The 18,703-nt window shown below is 50.9% G+C and carries 13 protein-coding genes; 1 reads left to right on the top strand and 12 read right to left on the bottom strand.

The features are described from left to right. Positions 1–312: 312 nt before the first annotated feature. From B160_RS0104040 to B160_RS0104000, 9 genes are all read right to left on the bottom strand, one after another. Positions 313–2,157 (bottom strand): sialidase family protein, encoded by a 1,845-nt coding sequence (locus tag B160_RS0104040; RefSeq protein WP_169539988.1) that lies wholly within the window; start codon positions 2,155–2,157, stop codon positions 313–315. Between the two features lie 36 nt (positions 2,158–2,193). Then, the gene (locus B160_RS0104035; protein WP_018626590.1) at positions 2,194–3,861 is read right to left on the bottom strand and encodes an MGH1-like glycoside hydrolase domain-containing protein; all 1,668 of its coding nucleotides are present in this window, start codon (positions 3,859–3,861) and stop codon (positions 2,194–2,196) included. A gap of 43 nt (positions 3,862–3,904) precedes the next feature. Beyond that, positions 3,905–5,335, bottom strand: coding sequence for a sodium:solute symporter family transporter (locus B160_RS0104030; protein WP_018626589.1), 1,431 nt, complete (start codon positions 5,333–5,335; stop codon positions 3,905–3,907). A 3-nt stretch (positions 5,336–5,338) separates the two neighbouring features. Then, positions 5,339–5,674 carry a hypothetical protein gene (locus tag B160_RS0104025; RefSeq protein ID WP_018626588.1) on the bottom strand — a complete coding sequence of 112 codons (336 nt, stop codon included), beginning with the start codon at positions 5,672–5,674 and terminating at the stop codon, positions 5,339–5,341. Continuing rightward, on the bottom strand, positions 5,671–6,609 hold the full coding sequence (locus B160_RS0104020) for a DUF6772 family protein (RefSeq protein WP_018626587.1): 939 nt from the start codon (positions 6,607–6,609) through the stop codon (positions 5,671–5,673). The genes B160_RS0104025 and B160_RS0104020 overlap by 4 nt, the downstream gene beginning before the upstream one ends. Positions 6,610–6,680: 71 nt before the next feature. Further along, positions 6,681–8,603 (bottom strand): RagB/SusD family nutrient uptake outer membrane protein, encoded by a 1,923-nt coding sequence (locus tag B160_RS0104015; RefSeq protein ID WP_018626586.1) that lies wholly within the window; start codon positions 8,601–8,603, stop codon positions 6,681–6,683. Positions 8,604–8,622: 19 nt separating this feature from the next. Further along, the gene (locus tag B160_RS0104010; RefSeq protein WP_169539987.1) at positions 8,623–11,733 is read right to left on the bottom strand and encodes a SusC/RagA family TonB-linked outer membrane protein; all 3,111 of its coding nucleotides are present in this window, start codon (positions 11,731–11,733) and stop codon (positions 8,623–8,625) included. A gap of 159 nt (positions 11,734–11,892) precedes the next feature. After that, positions 11,893–13,062: a sialidase family protein gene (locus B160_RS28365; RefSeq protein WP_211218038.1), complete on the bottom strand. Its 1,170-nt coding sequence runs from the start codon at positions 13,060–13,062 to the stop codon at positions 11,893–11,895. A gap of 92 nt (positions 13,063–13,154) precedes the next feature. After that, complete coding sequence (locus tag B160_RS0104000) at positions 13,155–14,297, bottom strand: sialidase family protein (protein ID WP_245562143.1); 1,143 nt, start codon at positions 14,295–14,297, stop codon at positions 13,155–13,157. 193 nt (positions 14,298–14,490) lie between these two features. Here B160_RS0104000 and B160_RS28360 point away from each other — a divergent pair, with 193 nt between their 5' ends. Beyond that, positions 14,491–14,763 (top strand): hypothetical protein, encoded by a 273-nt coding sequence (locus tag B160_RS28360; protein ID WP_157557873.1) that lies wholly within the window; start codon positions 14,491–14,493, stop codon positions 14,761–14,763. Positions 14,764–14,896: 133 nt separating this feature from the next. Here the strand turns inward: B160_RS28360 and B160_RS0103985 are convergent, their stop codons facing one another. The 3 genes from B160_RS0103985 to B160_RS0103975 all read right to left on the bottom strand — a co-directional run bounded on the left by B160_RS0103985 (position 14,897) and on the right by B160_RS0103975 (position 18,677). Then, positions 14,897–16,018: a sialidase family protein gene (locus tag B160_RS0103985; RefSeq protein ID WP_018626580.1), complete on the bottom strand. Its 1,122-nt coding sequence runs from the start codon at positions 16,016–16,018 to the stop codon at positions 14,897–14,899. A 113-nt stretch (positions 16,019–16,131) separates the two neighbouring features. Continuing rightward, entirely contained in the window at positions 16,132–16,803 is a 672-nt protein-coding gene (locus tag B160_RS0103980; RefSeq protein ID WP_018626579.1) for a FadR/GntR family transcriptional regulator, read from the bottom strand. A gap of 689 nt (positions 16,804–17,492) precedes the next feature. Continuing rightward, on the bottom strand, positions 17,493–18,677 hold the full coding sequence (locus tag B160_RS0103975) for a sialidase family protein (protein ID WP_018626578.1): 1,185 nt from the start codon (positions 18,675–18,677) through the stop codon (positions 17,493–17,495). Between the last annotated feature and the right edge of the window lie 26 nt (positions 18,678–18,703).

The raw sequence follows: 18,703 nt of genomic DNA, 5'->3' as shown, positions 1-18,703 counted from the left end.
TCCGCCATTGCGGGCCTTCTTTCCAATAAGGGTGCTTTCCAAATTGTTGCATTTCAAATAAATGTAAGGTCACCCTGAAGATGTCACCCCGGACTTGTTCCGGGATCCATTCCTGTTTCAGGGTCTGTTAAATGGCGGCATGCATAGATGCTGAAATAAATTCAGAACAACAATCAAGGATAAACAGGCTTTGGGGCCCGCCTCGTTCCTCGGTCAGCTCTTCAAAGCGTTGCGGTTGCCCGGCAACAGTGAAACATCCGCAAGGGCGAACCCGGTCTTTCCGGAAACACAGGCGGACCGCTGCCCCCGGAATCAATATACGGAAGGCCAGTCCCGGTAGGGTTCCAGGTCTGCCTTTTTAACCCGGTACAGGCGTAACCGCTGCTCATTGTGGCCCTGCTTCCCTTCTTTCTCAGACCGGCCAATGGTAATGAATAAATAGTCTTTGGTGGCGGTAAGACTGGGATCCAGGATCTGTACAATGGCCCGGCGCCCGGCTTTTACATTGGGGCTCACCCACCGTTCCACATCCATCAGGTACTCCCAGGTCTTACCATCATAACTCCTGGCCAGCGCCAGCCGGTCGCGCGGCAGGTAATTGATCAGCGATGCGTAAAGATCATCGTACACCCAAACCATATAGAATGTAGGTTTGGGAGCATAAGGGTCTTCAATGAGCGCGAAAGAAGACCTCGAATTCTTCAGGGAATCACTCGGATGATCGCCTTTCCAGGAAACCCCATTATCACTGGATTCCGCATAATGGATACCGGGCGCCTCCGACCAGGGCGTATAGAGCCGTAATTTACCATCCGTTGTATAAATGACCTTGCTTTCACAGTAATGATCCAGCTTGGTGATGGATTTTGTATCGTTGGCCGATTCCTTCCAGGTCTTCCCTTCATCATCGCTGTAATAAATTACGGACTTATGTCCCCGTGCCGGCTGATCTACATGCGTGCGCCGTGTAATTACAAAAAAGATCCGGCCATCCGGCATCTGCGTGATCTTATCGTTCATGGTAAGGGCATCCGGCACAAAGTCGTTCCAGGTAACACCGGCATCCGACCAGGTTTTCCCATCATCTTCCGATATTTTGGCCCGGTACCGCAGTGGCGCATCAAATGCATGTTTACCGGTGGTATTGTATTCGGCCACCATTTTAATGATCCGGCCCGATCTCAGCCGCAGCATACTGTGGTGCGCATCATTATTGTACGGCCAGGTAATGGGAAAAGGACCTTTGAAAGTAGCGCCACTGTCGGTTGAATGATATTCTTCGGAACGGTGCAATAACACCAGCTCACCGTTCTTTTTTTCAATGACTGACGCTCCTTCCCTGAACTTCCCGTCTTCCGGATTCAGGTTGTATTCCAGCACACCCTTGTTTACCCGGCCCTGCCGGCTGAGGAGCTTCAATACCAGATCATCAAAATACACCTGCGCCTGCCGGGCACAGAATGCCACCCTTCCGGGCGAATCATGCGTAAGCGCATCTGTAACCATCAGCGGCTTTTTCATATCGTTGCAATAGAATTCCAACCGGTTCCCGCGGGCAATGATCCGCACCTTCTGCCAGGCACCCGGCTTCAGGGCCACGACCGGGCTCGTGACCAACACCCTTTCTGTAAAATCCAGGCCACGCCGCTCGCTGATATACCAATGCTTTTCAGACAGGTCGTACCAAATGCCGGTCAATGCTTCTTTTGAATTGAACCGCACCGAAAAACCCAGCAAGGCCTCCTCCGGTTCTGCTTCTTTTATGTAAAAACGGGCGGTCAGATCCACATCCCGCTCAAATACATGCAGCCAGGAATAGGACCGCTCTGCCGTAGCCCGCACGCCGTACACATGGTTTTTGGCCAGGGCTACAATATTCCAGTCGTCTCCCGTATGATCCTCAATCCAAAATTGCGAACGGCCTCCCCTGGTAGTTTTTTCAAAATCATCCGTAAAATAAAACCGACCGGCAGCTTTTATGGACTGCCCGGTTACCGGAACATACAGCAGCACCATTAGCAAAGCCGCGATCGCCGCTTTTTGTACCGTTCCTATCCGGAATACATTGAACCCGTTTTGCACATATTCCCGGAAACAGGCAGATCCTTTGCTTATAAAAAGATGAAGAAAGATCCCGCCGGTTTTAATCGCAGCCATTTTTGTTTGCATAACATTGAGGACTTTTAATTTTCGTCACAGGGGAATGCTCACTTTGCGTATGGACGCCGAATGATGCTTTAACACGCCGTTTATAAAGATGGAAAAACCGCGTCCCTTTTTATATTTTGAGCCATCCTTATCCCAGAGTATGGAGATCGCTTTATTATGATAACGGACCCGGTCGAGGCAAAACCAATTCCAATAACCGGCAGGTATCAGGGGATCGATCACCAGTTCATTCTTCATAGAAGGCCGGATCCCCATTAAATCACTGATGATGATATCACAGAACTCCGAATGATTATAATCCTTACCATAATGGATGCCCCTCTTTGCGGTACTGATCTGCCTCGACAACCATTCTCCGGTAAAAGGATTGAGATTTTCATCGATCCAGAAAACCTTTTTGCCCTTCTCATTAATGAGCCGGTGACTCTTTGAATAGGTTTCCAGGATCCGGATAAAATCATTCCGGGAAACATAGAACTGGCGATAATTATGCAGCAGGTTGCCCATCGCTTTCAGCGTTATCGAAGTTGCATACGGCCAGCCGGGTCCGTTCCACTGGCAAATATAGGGCTCGCTCATATAGGAGATCCGGAAGCCCGGATGCCTGCGCTCGGCCGTTGTTGGTCCAAATGGCGCGCGAAAGCCATCGGTGTCCATCAGAAATTTCCAGGCAACGGACTGTTGTGCTCCAGGAATATTAAAATACCAGGGGGTGTAGCCATGCAGCTCCCGCACATCTGCCAGCTGACCGGCATCCCCGGTAAATAAAGAAAAGGATCTCCGGTATCGTTCCGGAACCGATATTCCGGCAAACTCTTCTTTACTTAAGGGAAGGGTTTTAAAGAACCCGGCTTTGGCATCCCAGAGTTTTGTGAGCAACAACTGTTTCAGGTGTGCCGCCTTTTTTGAAAATACCGCAGCAAGATCCTGATCTCCGGCAATTTTTGCAATTGCTGCAATGGCCATCGCCTCTCCGGTCATATAGGAATTGATCGTTGCCCGTTTCCCGGAGCCGCCGATCGACGCCTCCATTCCATCCTTTAAATCGGCCTGCCAGAACAACCCATCTGCGCATAAATTGCTTTTTTCCCATGCCTGGTAATTTTCAACCAGATAGGGCAGCAATGCTGTAACCAGGGTACTGTCCTGGTACACGCTGGCAAACGCCAGTATCGAATTTGCCGGCCAAAAGCTGTAGGAACGCGGGCTTCCTCCGCCCTTAAACCAAAAATTAGCGTAGTCGCTTAAATATTCCGGATCCCGCAGCCAGCGCCCTTCATAAAAATGATGCGCCGCCGGGCAGCTGATCGTATTGTATTTCCCCGCCTGCGGAACCTTCGGAAGAAATTCAGTAATCACAAACCCTCCGGGTGTTTTTTGTATATGTTTCCGGTAAACCCACCACCGGAAGTAATAAGTCTGCTCAAACCCTTTATCCGGACAATTAAAATAGGGTATATTGTCTTTCAGAAATGCATCTGCCCCGCTATTCGGTATGAACTGGATCACCGATTCATCATCGTCTGCATTAAACTGCCGGATGTATCCCCTGAAATCATTCCATTTCAGGATACTTTCCACGGAATGAGGAATACCAGCTTCCCTGCTCTGTCCGGATACACTGCAGGCCGCGGCGCCCAGCAGCACTAAAATGCACATTGCATATTTTACCCCTGAATTCATCTTTATCATGATTGGCGTATTACGTATTCATTCAAGAAGATCTGTCTAAGAATCATTCCGGCAGCACTTTTTTTCCTTTTTCTTTGCAGATCCGGCTTATGAGCCAACCGGCCACGATGGTCGTTATTCCGCCGAACGCACTGTACCACATATAGGCCACGCGGGTAAAACAGGCGACATACACCACGGTGAGAAACCCGATAATGAAGCCGCCTAACGCCCCCTTAGGCCCTGCCCGCTTGCTGAGCATACCCAGCAGGAATACGCCCACCAGGGCGCCCCCAAAAAAATTGTTGATCGTTGTTGCGGCCTCCAGCAGATTGCCCAGCACACCACCCAGGCAAGCGAGCAAGGTTGAAAACAATCCAAACGCCAGCGTGACGATCCGGGCCTGCCGGACAGAGGCTTCTTTTTCACGAAAGCGATTATAAAAGTCGGAAAGTGTTACCGTGGTCAGTGAGTTCAGCACCCCGCTGATCGTTGACATGGCGGCTGCAAAAAGTGCCGCTATCAGAAACCCGCGAAACCCAACCGGCAGCTCTTCTACAACAAACCGGATGAACACCTGGTTGGTGGGGATATTCGTTATGCCCTTACTTTGAAAAAAAGCAAACAGGACAGCTCCTTCAAAAAAGATCAAAAACCCGATCAATGTGGCCACCAGCAGGGACGCAATAAATGCGATGTTTGCTTTGCGGAGCGCGTCAACGGTCAGGAAGCGCTGCATTTCGGCCTGGTCCGTTCCAAATTGCGCCACCATTAAAAAGGTTCCGCCGATGATCCCGCTCCATACGGTGTAGGGTGTTGAAAGGTCCGTTGAAAAATTAAAGAATTCAAATTTCCCGTGTTCATACGCCAGGTCCCATGCGGTGTGCACGCCGCCGTCAATCTTCATTACCGCAATAGCGATGATCACAAAGATGCTCCCAAATTTAATAATCAGCTGGGGAATATCGGTCCAGATAACCGCCTTCATACCACCTGCCATGGTATATAAAGTTGTTACGACGCCCGTGATCAGCACTACCCACATCATATTGATACCCGTTAGTGCACTGAGGATAATCGCCGGTGCATAGATCCCGATGGCTAAAAAACAGCTTTTAAACAGGATGAATAACCCGCTGCCCAGCAGTCGTACCGTAAGATTGAATCGCTTTTCCAGGTATTCATAAATGGAATAAAGCCTGAGCTTAAAAAAGAACGGAAGGATCACAACGCAAATGATCAGGACGGCAATGGGTATCGCAAGACGATATTGCAAAAATGAAAAATTGGTACTGTACCCCAACCCTACGGCACCGATATAGGAAATGGCACTGGTTATTGTTGCGATGCCGGCCAGCGCGGCCGCCCACCAGGGGATCTTTCCGCCCCCCATGAGGTAATCTTTAAGGGAACGCTGCGACCGGCTGAAAAAACCCGCTAAAACCACAATGCCGACAAAGTAAACGATCAGGATAATATAATCGATCCGGTGCATGTCTTAACCCTTAAGATGAAGATGAACTGAAAGTACGAACGACGGGCCGGCCCCTGTTATCTTACCACGGACCCGCAGCCAGTTACCAAACTGCGCTACTTTTACGCCGTAATGCCCCGGTGCCTGAATGCGGGAAAATACCGTTCCCTCCGGGATCCAGTTGATCCCGTCAGCCGATATTTCAACTGCCGCTTCCAAAGCAGCGGACCCTCCGGATACTTCTTCCACGATCAAAAAGAAAAGGGCTTCCGAAGCCCAACCCGCTTCCATCGGGTGGGAGGCAAAGTCCTGCGTCACTGTAATACGGCGTTCTACCGCCGAAGCCTGAAAGTTCATCATTGTTTATCCCCTCCTGAAATAACGATTGAATCAATATAAAGAAATACGCGTCTGTCTGTATCATTCTCCACCCACACACCGGGATTAAAGAGCCCTTTTATCCGCGCATACGGAGGGGTAAGCGTAGGTTTCATACCCCGGAGATCAAAGACCGTGCTGCCCGATTGCAACTCTACGTATTCCCGTTTCTCTGTATCTATGAGCAAGCGAAAATAACTCCAGTTGATCTTGTCATCGCTTTCATTGTAGCAGAGATCCTGATATCCGTCCGGCACCCATTCAAACCCATCCGTGGATCCATCCTGCCGGCGCTCTCCATACCACATCGCATCAATTCCCCGTTTGCACCAATCGTTCTCAACACCGTATGCCCAGGCCAGGTCGGTTACGTCTTTTGACTGGAAGACCTGCCATTTCCGGACCATCACTCCATCCACTGCATTTAAATACCGGGCCCCGATAAAATAGCGGTGGTCATCATCCTGGATATCGAAAAACACCCCAAATGCCCGCATGGCCTGTTCACTCAATCCCTGCCGGTCCTGTTCAGGTGTATAGGCATACCACATTTCGAACTGCCGGAGGCCTTTCGGCAGATGTGTGGTAAGCCGTTTGATGCCATGCGATAAACTTCCGGGTGCCGGAGCTGCGGTATATTTATCCGCAACCGGCCGCGTTGACAGCTTCATCGAATAGGTTCCATCCATAGAACCATGGGTGCCTGCAAAACGAAAACTTGCCGAGCTGAGCATGATAGGCCCCCACTGCGTTTTATCAACGTGACTGTAACGCAGCGTATTAAAATTTTCCCCAACATAGTTCGGGTGAAGATCGATCCAGCCGCAAAGTCCCCTGTCAAAATCATCAAAACTAATAATCTTCCGAAGCGGGCTGAATTTGCTTAAACCGCCATCCAGGGCAAGTACATGTTCCATAAATTATTTATTTAAAATCATTATCATTTTTCCAGTCAGTCGTCTATAATAAAATGGCGTATGATCCTGCATCAGAATCCTTCATTCTGAACGGCAAGCTTGTTATACATCATCTCTCTCAGGGGAATCGGAAGGTAGACATCTTTAGCCGATACATTACTTCCCGGCAATATAAAATGTGCTTTGGCGGGAATACCGCTGCCCGATGCATATGGGTTGATCCGCAGCTCCGCATTCCCCTTCTCGGCATCTTCGGCAAGCTGTTTTACGGTTGATACCAGTATTCCCCAACGCTTCAGATCCTGTCTTCTCAGGAACTCACCATGCAATTCCCGGAGCCGCTCGTCCTGGATAATTTTCCGGAATGCCTGCTGGCTCTCATAGTCCTCCGGCTGCAGATGATAATCTGTCAATGCTACCGCTTCGGCAGTAGCACCGGACCCACCGCCACCGGAAATGGTGATCACCGGCAGCGAGGTATAGCCCACACCCGTGCCGGTAAGGTAAACACCGGTCAGCGTGCTGCCCGACCGTACTGCCCGGGCGGTAGCAGCTACGGAAGCGCCCCCTCCGGAAATGGTCACTGCCGGCACAGCACTGTAGCCCGAACCGGCATTGGTCATCCGGATCTCCCGCAACATTTTGCCATTTATATCTTCTGCATAGGCCCTTTTGCGGATATCGTTTACATAGTTCACGATCTCGGCATTGGGGCCGTTCAATTCATTTTCGGCTTCGGCCAGCATCAGCAATACATCTGCATACCTGATCACCGGGATATTCGCCGGGCTCCTGGTAGGGTCATGCGGGGGGATTTCTTCCTCCCGCCTCCATTTTCCGGGAAACCGGCCCCAATAATTCCCCGCGGAGAGCATCGTTTTTGTTGGGGGCTTGGTTGTAGAGCCTCCGGAATATTTGAAGCGCGCAATGTTCCAGTCCCTCCTGGAATCAGGCGTGGTATCCGTGGTAACCGTTGACGTGGTGCCCGTTCCGGCAACCAGGTCAATGCCCTCGTATGCCCTGAACGACCGGGGGTGCACTGCCACCCATCCGTCGCTCCGCCCCACCAGGTCGTTGGAAGACTTGATGCCTACACGTACAAATTTACCGGCGTTCGTTTCGGGCGCTGCCGTATTTACATAGAACCCAACCTCCCAGATGCTTTCCCGGGAAACATTATCGTACTGGTCTTTCAGCTGCAGCCGGAAAATTTCCCTGTAGTCCGGATTCAGCCGGTGCAATCCTGAATTCATTACTTTCCTGCACCATTTGATCACGTCTTCATACTTTGACCGGTCGTTAATCGGTTCCCCGGCCGCATACAGGCAAACCCGGGCCAGGACCGCCTCCACTGCCGTCTGCGTCACCCGCTCTGTATTGGCAGTTTTATCAGCCGTTTGCCCCTCCAGGAGTACCTCAGCCGCTTCCATTTCAGCAATTACAAAGTCATAGACCTCTTTTGCCGGTGTAAAGGCCTGATCGCCCTGATCCGGTGTATCAGACGGCACAAGTCGCAGTGGCACATTCCCGAACCATTGCGTCAGCAAAAAGTAATAATAGGCTCTTAAGAACCGCGCCTCACCTTCCACTATTTTCTTTTCAGAAGCCGAGATATCCTTTGGTCCATCTATATTTTCCAGGAGCTCATTGGCCCGGTTAATTCCCGTATAGAGATTGGCCCACATGCGTGTAGATTCATTATACGAAGGCGTTTCATTATAATAGCCGATCTTGGGGTTACCGATCGAACCCTGAAAAACCAATGCATCTTCGGTACCGGTCGTAATGTAACACTGGTAGGTCTCCCCATATAACGAGCTGCTACCCAAAGCTGAATAAACACCGGCCAGTGCGGCATCCAGATTGGCTTTTTTCTGATAGAAGGTATGCGCATCCAAGAAATCAGTGGGAACAGGATTCAGGATCTTTTTACATGAACCCAGGATGAGCACCACCGTCAGGATCGTCAGTATGAAAATGGCAAATCGTCTCATTTTAATCGCTTTTATTATTTTAAAAATTCAGGTTCAATCCCAATACGTAGGTCCTGGAAACCGGGTAGGCAGAAAAATCAAACCCGGAGGTAAGACCGAATCCTTTTGTCGACACTTCAGGATCGGGCCCGGAATAGCCGGTCCAGGTAAGCAGATTTTGCGCCCGTGCAAACACCTGTGCTGATCTAACAGGCTTCAGCCGTTTGGCAGGAATCGTATACGCAAGGGAGACCGTCTTTAACCGCAGGAACGATGCGTCTTCAATATAACGGCCCGACCAGATACCGCTGATCCCTTTTGCATTTGGTTTCGGAATGTCCGTTTGCGTATTTTCCGGTGTCCAGTGATCTGCGTAACCGGCCAGGAGATTCCTGCCAGGGGCGATGGCATTCAGCCCTTCCAGGAAGACCCGGTTGGCGTTCAGCAATTCATTCCCGTATGACCACTGCAGGAATACATCCAGCTGAAATCCTTTGTAGGTGAAACTGTTGTTCATCCCGCCTATGTGTTTTGGATAGGGGGTTCCCAGCACCATCAGGTCTTTATCATCCACGACCCCATCTCCCGTAACGTCTTTATATTTCGCATCCCCCGGAGCCCAGGCGGGTGTTGCCAGTGTGCCACCGGTTGTTGGCGTGTTCGCACCCGGCTCAAAATCACTTTCCTGATACACCCCGTCATAGATAAACCCGTAAAACTGTGTGATCGGTGCGCCAACCTGGCTGATCCATGCCGGATTTCCAAAGCCGGTACTAAAGCCCGATACCGTCGTATAGCGGATGTCCTCTCCCCCAACCAGCCCCAGTAATTTGTTACGGTTGAAGGCAATATTAAAATCCGTAGCCCAGCTAAAATCTTTCGAACGGATATTGGTTGTATTCAATGTGAACTCCCAACCGGTATTTTGCGTGCGGCCGATGTTTACCAGAGCGCTGGGATACCCCGTACTGGTAGCGATGGTGGCATTGAGCAACAGGTCATAAGTCTGCTTCCGGTAATAATCCACCTCCAGGTTCAACCGGTTCTTAAAGAACCCCAGCTCCAGGCCGGCATCCAGCTGCCGGGTCGTTTCCCATTTCAGCGCGGTATTTGCCAGGTTATTGGAGTAATAAGCGCCGGCCGGGCTGTTGCCAAACGAATAATACGTACCCAATACATATTGCTGCTGGTATCCGAAATCTGGAACGCGGTTATTACCGGTTAATCCGTAGCTGGCCCTTAGCTTGGCATCACTGATGACCTTCATATTCTTCATAAACGGCTCATCCCCCAGCCTCCAGGCAAAGGCTCCCGAGGGGAAGTAGCCCCATTTGCTGTTGGGAGGAAATTTGGAGGATCCGTCTGCCCGCATGGTAGCCGTAAACAAATACTTACCAAACCAATTATAATTCACTCTTCCGGTAAAGGATACCAGTCCCCAGCGGGTAGACGACGAAGATTTATCATATACGATCCCGTCATCCAGGCCACTTACACCCAGTTCCTCGTTGGGCACCTTATTGGCCTTGTATCCAAAAGCCGCCGCCTTCCGGGTTTGAACGGACACCACACCGGTGGCCGTCAGGCGGTTGTTCCTGTTGAACTGTTTATCATAAGTAAGACTGTTCTCATTGGTAAGGTTCACTACCTGGTTCTGAAAGATCGCCCCGTTGGGACCATTGGAACGCCCGATGGCGGTATAGGGACTTCCGCCGCGTGTACGCGAATTATTAAAGATCTCGTTTTTATCATTAAACAGGTTTACGCCTCCTGTTATCCGCAGCTTTAATGATTTCAGGATGTCGTACTCAAGATATCCGTTTAAGGTAAGGGTGTTCCTTTTATTAATATCGCTTTGGTTCCGGGCCGACAAAACGGGGTTAAACAAATAATCGCCTATTTCCGGGTCAATGTCTTCATCGGAAAGATCAATGCTGTCCAGACCGGTTATGGGACGATAGGTCCAGGCCTGATATAAAAGATTGAGTATTTGTGAAACGCCGGAACCCTGTGCCTTGCCTTCCTGCTCCCTGGGCCGGATCCCCCTCCGGTTCTCATCGGCATAGTTGAAGTTCATTCCGAAGCGCATCCGTTTGCTGATATTCTGATCAAGTTTCAACCTTGCCTGGTAGCGCGCGTAATCACTGTTTACCACAAGGCCATCCTGGCCTGCATACGAGCCTGAAGCCAGATACCTCGTGTCCGCATTCCCCCCGGTCACATTAATGGTATGCGATTGAAAAACCGCCGGTCTTACAATGTTGTCATACCAGTCGAACCCTTTTACATTCCGGTAATCGTCCAGGTTTTGCCGGTCGCCCCGGAAATACAGAGGAGCCGATTTAGCGGAATCTATTTCCAGTTGCAGTTTTATAAATTCGTAGGGAGAAAGCAGCTCATATTTGTGCCCGCCATCAACGGATCTTCCCAGTGATCCCTGGTAACTGATCCGGGCATTTCCTGCTTTCCCTCTTTTTGTAGTAATGATCACCACCCCATTTGCGCCCCTGGCTCCATAGATCGCGGTGGCGGAAGCATCTTTAAGGATGTCTATGGATTCAATATCATTCATGTTCAGGGAAGAGGTGTTGAAATCCTCCATAGGAAACCCATCTATAACATACAACGGAGCGTTGCTATAGGTTAAAGAGTTATTGCCCCGGATCACTATATTCAGCGCATCTCCCGGCTGCCCGTCCGTAGCGGCAACCGTTACGCCGGCAACTCTCCCGGCCAATGCCTGATCGATCGATGCAACAGGGGCTTTGGCCATCTGGCTGACGTCCACTCTGCCCACAGAACCCGTCAGGTCCTTTTTATTCACCGTTCCGTAACCGATAACGACCACTTCATTCAGCTCTCGGGAGTCGCCTGTAAGGAAAACGTCCAATACTGCACGGCCCTTCAGCGTAACATTTTGTGCCTGGTACGAAGTGTGGGTGAAACGGAGCGTGCCGTTCAGGTCCGGTACGCTGATCAGGAATTGTCCTTCTTCATTCGTCTTTATAGCGGTATTGGTACCAGCAACCGTTACGGTAACATCAGATAGTCTTTTTCCTGAAGAGGCATCGGTAATAGTGCCTCTTACGGTTTGCCGCTGGGCATGGAGCAACAGGATGTTGCAGACTGCCAGCAGAAATGTCAGGAGCATTTTTTTTTGCTGCATGGAAAACATTGTTATGGTTAAGAATCGTTGTTATAAAGCAGGACGCATGATAACCGCCCCGGGAGTTGATCACATTCATAGCATTGGACGCTTCGTAACAAAGGACTTTTTGACGCGTATAAAAAGAGCGCCCCGCCGTTCTGTTCATTCCGGCAGCATCCCGTTTTTCAGCCGCTTCGCCTGCTCTTCAATATCATGGAGCCTGAACCGCACGCTGACGACGGAATTCTTTTCCGGCCCAGGCCTGTATTTAATGTATGTAGTGGCCACAAATGTATCACCCGGCAATCGCTCAAGCCCCGAGTACCCGCAGTCGCCCCCTTTGTAGCTATGCAATAGTTTTACACGGAACTGCCCCGGATCCCCCTTCAGGATATCTTCATAAGTGCCGATCCATGCCACAAAATGGTTACGGGTGGGACTGTTTTTCCCCGTGTCGCGGAATACGATCACCAAACGACCATCGCTGCTGTATTTTGCCTGATGCCGGTCTCCAAATAATGTTTCCGGCAGCACCTGCGGCGCCGACCAGGTTTTGCCTTCATCTTTGCTGCGCATATACCAGGACCGGCGCTGCTGGTTCTCCCGGAGCAAACACAACAGTTCCCTGCCGTCGGGCGAGCGGATCAGTTCCGGTTCGCAGGGCTTAAAGCCGTTTGTGTCCAATACGATCTCCCAGGGGCTCCAGGTAAATCCGCCATCCGATGAATAACTCCGGGTCACCACATTCGATCGCTTCTCCTTTGTTTCCCCGGGTCTTCTTGTATTGGACATTCCCAGCAGGCGCTTCCCTCCTTCAATGGGCAGGATGGTGCAGAAGGGCATCACATTGGGGCCTGTATGGTTGGAAACCATGGGTGACCAGGTCTTTCCCTCGTCGTTTGAAACGGACTGATACATGCTTCCATCCGGCCCGTTGCCCGCAAAGACAAACAGCCGGTAATGGCCCCGGGCGTCCGGCAGCCGGTAAACAGCCGGACAATTTTTTACGGTCTGCCAATTAGACGGAACGTTGAGCAGGCCGGTCCATGTTACGCCTCCGTTATCACTGCGTTTCATTGGACCGCAATACCCGCCGTGCCCGATCGTCCACACACCATAGATCGTTTGGGTACCGGGCAACAAGACCGTAGTGACATGCCCCTGGTATATTGCATCCGTGCCGCGGGCAACCACCACCTGTCTTGAGGTATCCCCCGAAATATCGAGCCACCGGATCCCTGCGGTTCCTTTTCCGGGACCCGTGGTATCAAAGGAATAAAATAGGCCGGTCATGCTTAGCAGCAGCAGGCTCCAACAAATTTTTCTTTTCATATATTCCGGCATTATCGATATACGAACACAAGCGGCCCCATTCCCGGCGACTCCCTGTGTCTGAAATTTGAAGATGATCAATGTTGTTCTGTTCACTTTGAGAGCACCGCGGGCCCGCTTTTTTCCGGCCCTGTTCCGGACGCATGGAGCAACCATCTCCAGTCAAACCGGGCCACTGCTGCATACCGGGGTTTTCCCCTGCCGTAAAGCACCAAAAAGCTGCCGTCTTTCAGCACCACGATATCCGAATAGTTGGCGGGACCTTTGAATAACAACGCAGGCTTTGACCAGCTCTTCGCCCCGTCTGCAGTAAAGCTCACGGCAAGGTCATTCCTCCCCGGGCCCAACGGACGGCTGCACAGGATATACAGGTGCCCTTCGTGCTTTAAAGAAGTCAACCCTGCATCCACCGCAGTAAAGGGATCGATAGAACTCCTTACGGGCCAGGACCAGGTAAGGCCTCCGTCGGTGCTGACCGACTGTGCCCTGTTCACAAAAGCGCCCGGTTCGCTCAAACGCGCATCCAGCAATACTTTGGAACCACCCAGCGCCACCAGTCGCGATTCATTGGCAGTAAAGGAATCAACACCCGGCAGGTATCCCCCGCTCTTCCAGCTGCGGCCCTGGTCGTCGCTGTACAAAACAGAAACACCATACTTCCGTTCTCCAACACTTTTCTTCACCGGAAACCGGTGCCATACCTGTACCAGCATACGGCCATTGTCCAGCGTTATTCCATGACCCGGGCCCGGAAGATGAAAAGGCCGCCGGAGGGGATCGTTCCCGAACAGGTGGGTCACTTCAACCGGCGCCGACCAGCGCTCCCCCTGGTTGGTGCTGGCGATATAATATACCCGGCTGGAATCATTATTAAAATTGCGGGCGTAAAAAAGAAAGATCTTCCCGGTCTTCCGGTCCTTAACCGGCGTGGGATTGGCGAAGGATTCCCCGGTGCTTGCCACGATCACCTGGGAAGGCAACCAATGCTTCCCTTTATCTTTACTGCGTTTTAATACAATATGGTGCGGCCGGTCGTCTCCCTTTTGGATGCGTCCTTCGGCAAATGCCAGCACATCACCATTGCCGGCTTCGATGAGCCCATATACAAAATGTTCTTTGATCCGGTGCGCCGAGTCGATCCCCAGTGGCCACAATACGGACTGCACAAGGGTTTGGGCAATTAAATGCACCGGCAAACCCATTAGCAGGACAACAAACAAGCATCTTATTTTCATCGCTCCCGTTTTTCCAGTTTCTTCCGGTCATTCTTGCAACCGGCGCAAGCAGCCGGTTTTAATCCCGTGACCCCGGCAGATAACATCTGATTTAAAAATTGTAATATTGTCAGACATATCAAAAATAGAACTTTTATGACAACCACCAAATATTTTACCCGTTATTTTTTAGGGGTGCTGTACCGGGATACTATTGCAGCCGATGCACGGGCTGATGCATGATCCGGCGCAGGGTATGGAAGGCCGGTATCCCTTAATGGCTACCAACACCGCGGTGAGATCCCAGCTCATATGGCCGGCGCTGTCTGCTTTATCCCGGTTCATACACCGGTATACATCCTGCACGGGGCTGGAACGGATCCGGCTGTTCCTGATCAAAGGCAGCCCACTTTTATTTTCTTACCGATCCCAAACCGGAAAACAGCAGCGGGAGGACCAGGCAGGTGTCCATGACAATGATCAGTAATTGTATCTTCATGCTTTTGATATTCCTGAATCCGGTTGCAGATCTCCATCACCCCGGCAAATGCGTTCGCAGCCAGCTGCACCCCTTTTTGATGATCTGTAAATTGACCGCTGTTTTGGAAAACAACAGCCACCTACTGTTTATTATGTACGAGGATGTCTGCTAACCGGAGCCGGACCATCGCACCGTACCGGGGCCTGCCCCGGCCATAAAGCACCAAGATCGTCTGATCCGGAAGAACGGTGATATCCGAATAGTTTGCGGGGCCCTTGTAAAGTAATACCGGCCTGGACCAGGTTTTGCCCTGATCCTTACTATAGCTGATACCCAGGTTTTCCCGCTTGGGACCCAGGGGGCGGCTTAACAACAAATACTGCACGCCATCTTTCGAAAGCTGTCCCACTCCCGCATCGACCGATGTGAAAGGCTCAATGGTACTTTCCCGAGGGTAGGACCAGCTCCTGCCCTGATCACTGCTCAGCGACTCTACCCGCGTTATGACCGGCCCCTGCTTTGTTGAATCAACCGAAAGGAAGCGGCCGCGTGCACTAAAAAATATTTTTCCATCCGGCAGCTCCACCATCCTGGCCTCGCCGGCTGTAACCCGCCCCGCACCCGGTATATATCCCCCCGGTTTCCAGGTTAGGCCATGATCATCACTATAAATGACCGATGAGCCGTATTTCCGCTCCTGTTCCGGAACCCTTATGGAATAACGATGCCATACCTGCAGCAGCAGCCGTCCGTTGCGTAAGGTGATGCCATGTCCGGGACCTGGAAGGTGAAAGGGCCTTTTAAAAGGATCGCCGGCAAACAGAGCCGTCAGATCTCTGGGGCCGGACCAGGTGGCGCCTTCATCCCTGCTGGTTATACAATATACTCTTGAAGAATCGTTATTAAAATTCTGCGCATAGAACAGGAAAACAGTACCGGTCTGCCGGTCGACCAACGGGGTAGGATTGGCATAGCATATTCCCTTGGTACTGCGGACCAGCACCCGGGAGGACTCCCAGTGTTTGCCATTGTCCGTGCTTCGTTTTAATATGATATGATGCGGACTATCGTCCCCGCGCGATAAACGCCCCTCAGCAAAAGCCAGTACTGTTCCCCTTTTTGTTGAAGCAAGCCCAAATACAAAATGTTCGTACACTCCATGAATCGTATCGTTCAATGGCCAGATGACCGTTTCTTCAAAAGCCTGTGAACGGCCAGTGGCAACATAAAGCAATAATCCTGTCAATAAGATCGCACGCATCGTTAATCGATTAAAAATTTTTTACAGCAACCTGCAATGACCACTCCTATGATCGCAAAATATATTATTGTCCTACATAACGTATATAGGGCCCGGTACAATGCCAAAAAAAATTATTTCTCCAGCCGGGTATAATGCGGATGCAGATGTTCGAACATCCCTTCTTTGAAATCATTGCGGGTGCCTTTTTTGAGTATTTCTACCAGATCCATATGCCGCACGCTTCCGGGTTTGAATTTTTTCTTCATACTCATGGCATAGGCAAATACCGGCAATAATAAAAGCTGGAATCGCTTGAGCGTTTGATTGCCGGTGATCTCATAAAGTTTGCCATGAAACGCTATTTCATTATCGATGGCAAAGGCTTTACCCGGTTTTTCATTCCGGGCGATCGTTTCCAGCTCAGTCACTGCTTTTTCGGTCTTGCGTACATAGAGCAGGTCTGCCAGCCCCGATTCAATGACCAGTCGCAGCTCAAACAGATCCTGCAGGGTGGCATCATCCAGTATTTTCGGGTGCAGTATTTTTCCGATGGTCCCCACGAGATCCGGGTTCGATATGACCATCCCCGTCTTTTTCCGGCTCTCCACGATCCCCAGCATCTTAAATTTGCTCAACGCTTCCCGGATCACGCTTCTGCTTACCTGAAGGGTTGTTGCCAGGTCCTTCTCTGTTGGCAGGGAATCCCCTACCTTAAAGTCTTTCTCCCTGAAGTATTGCTGCAGGCTTACCTCGACCATTTCCGACATCGAGAGGTTCTTGATAGGCTGTAGCCCGTCTAACATGACTAATTGTTTTATTTGTATTACAATTAGACAAAAATAAGGATTCCCGCAAACCCCGTAAAATTTTGTTGGCCCAATCGCAAATCATCTTAAACATAAACCGAACAGGTAATCATTTCACACAGATAATCACAGTAGAGAATAGTCTGCACAGATCCGCGTAAAAGATCAGCGGGAGAAAAACAGCCCGCAGATCGCACAGATANACGCAGAANAANAGNNGCCNCATCGCGCACTGATGCCCAGACAANCACAGAAGGATATAATCCCCGGATCAGCGAAAGATCAGCGAAGATCAGCGGNANAAAAGCCCGCAGATGGCGCAGCTATANNCNGAAAAAAAGGAGCCCCATCGCGCACTGATGCCCAGACAAGCACAGAAGGATATAATCCCCGGATCAGCGAAAGATCAGCGAAGATCAGCGGGAGAAAAACAGCCCGCAGATCGCACAGATACACGCAGAAGAACAGTTGCCACATGGCGCACAGATGCTACAGACGAACACAGAAGGATATAGTCCGCCGGATCAGCGAAAGATCAGCGAAGATCAGCGGAAAAAAAAGCCCGTAGATGGCGCAGCTATACGCGGAAGAGAAGGAGCCCCATCGCACACAGATGCTCCAGACGAACACAGAAGGATATAATCCCCGGATCAGCGAAAAATCAGCGGGGAACAGCCTGCAACTCTTCAGAGATCCTCCTCGCCGAGCAGGGCGCCCGGTGTAAAGACCTCCCGGGGTGGCAGCGATACAAAGATCATTTTCTCATACGGCTTCTTCCTTCCGGCCTCAAAGAACATTCCGATGGAGCCATTGGGCAATTTTGTAAGAGAGGAATACCCACCGGGACCTTTATAAACCAGCTTGCTGTTGCTCCAGCTTTTACAATCGTCAAAACTGGTTCGTAACGTCAGATGCGTCCGGCCCAGCGGAACAGCAGGGTTCAAAAACAAATGCATGGACCGGCCTCCCTGCTGCCCGAAATTGAGAATGCTGGCCTGGCAAACCGATTCTACTAATTGAAGATCGTGCTCTATCGGTGTCCAGGTTGCGCCTCCGTCCTTGCTATAGGAGATCGCCCGGGATTGCTTGTGGTTATAGGAACGCATGTTCATGACCAATGTGCCGTCGGAAAGCTCCGTTACCTGGCTCTCGTTACAGCCCGGGCGGATGGGTTCGCTTTTCCGCCAGGTCTTGCCATGATCATCCGAAAACAGCACATGAGCGCCATACCCATAAGGACCATTTCTCAGGTTGCCTTTAGGATCATCATAACTGTGATTGGCCGGAATGACCAGCCGCCCTTTGTAAACGCCGTTCCGGACCTGGATGCCGATGCCGGGGCCGGTCGCATACCAGCCCCAGGAACTGTCGCGACAGGTGCTTGCAAGGCTTTCCGGCTTTGACCAGGTGCGTCCATCATCGTCAGAATAACATGCATAGGGGATCCTGGGAGCGGAGGATCTTCTATTGACAATAGCCGCCTCCCCATCCTTGCCATTGTTCCAGGTAAGCAGCAGCCAGATACGGCCGGTTTCCTGGTCTACAACGGGGCAGGGATTGCCGCAGGTATTGAAGCCATCATCCCATACCACCTGTTCCTTGCTCCAGGTCTTTCCATTGTCCGTTGAACGCTTTACCAGCAGATCGATATCCCCCGCATCGCCCCCTTCCCGGGCTTCGCAAAAAGCAAGCACTGTTCCTTTCCTGGATACAATGAGCGCCGGGATCCGGTAATTATTGTATTTACCCGTTCCCTGCTGCCAAAGCACGGTCTTTTGAAGCCCCCCCTTCTTATCCGGTTTGGAGGAATAAGCACAAAGGGCAATGGCCGCACTCATTAGCATTACAATTACCAGATTTCCTTTCTTCATTCAATAAGTTTTATGATTATTTATTA

It is taken from the genome of Niabella aurantiaca DSM 17617 (assembly GCF_000374125.1).
GTDB classification, from domain to species: Bacteria; Bacteroidota; Bacteroidia; order Chitinophagales; family Chitinophagaceae; genus Niabella; species Niabella aurantiaca.
The sequence above is the reverse complement of the archived record's forward strand: the minus strand, read 5'-3'. Positions and strand labels throughout refer to the sequence as shown.

Excerpts from the sequence above, each read along its gene's own strand:
- B160_RS0104040 (WP_169539988.1), bottom strand. The coding sequence starts at position 2,157 with ATGGCTGCGATTAAAACCGGCGGGATCTTTCTTCATCTTTTTATAAGC.
- B160_RS0104035 (WP_018626590.1), bottom strand. The coding sequence starts at position 3,861 with ATGATAAAGATGAATTCAGGGGTAAAATATGCAATGTGCATTTTAGTG.
- B160_RS0104030 (WP_018626589.1), bottom strand. The coding sequence starts at position 5,335 with ATGCACCGGATCGATTATATTATCCTGATCGTTTACTTTGTCGGCATT.
- B160_RS0104025 (WP_018626588.1), bottom strand. The coding sequence starts at position 5,674 with ATGATGAACTTTCAGGCTTCGGCGGTAGAACGCCGTATTACAGTGACG.
- B160_RS0104020 (WP_018626587.1), bottom strand. The coding sequence starts at position 6,609 with ATGGAACATGTACTTGCCCTGGATGGCGGTTTAAGCAAATTCAGCCCG.
- B160_RS0104015 (WP_018626586.1), bottom strand. The coding sequence starts at position 8,603 with ATGAGACGATTTGCCATTTTCATACTGACGATCCTGACGGTGGTGCTC.
- B160_RS0104010 (WP_169539987.1), bottom strand. The coding sequence starts at position 11,733 with ATGCTCCTGACATTTCTGCTGGCAGTCTGCAACATCCTGTTGCTCCAT.
- B160_RS28365 (WP_211218038.1), bottom strand. The coding sequence starts at position 13,062 with ATGAAAAGAAAAATTTGTTGGAGCCTGCTGCTGCTAAGCATGACCGGC.
- B160_RS0104000 (WP_245562143.1), bottom strand. The coding sequence starts at position 14,297 with ATGAAAATAAGATGCTTGTTTGTTGTCCTGCTAATGGGTTTGCCGGTG.
- B160_RS0103985 (WP_018626580.1), bottom strand. The coding sequence starts at position 16,018 with ATGCGTGCGATCTTATTGACAGGATTATTGCTTTATGTTGCCACTGGC.
- B160_RS0103980 (WP_018626579.1), bottom strand. The coding sequence starts at position 16,803 with ATGTTAGACGGGCTACAGCCTATCAAGAACCTCTCGATGTCGGAAATG.
- B160_RS0103975 (WP_018626578.1), bottom strand. The coding sequence starts at position 18,677 with ATGAAGAAAGGAAATCTGGTAATTGTAATGCTAATGAGTGCGGCCATT.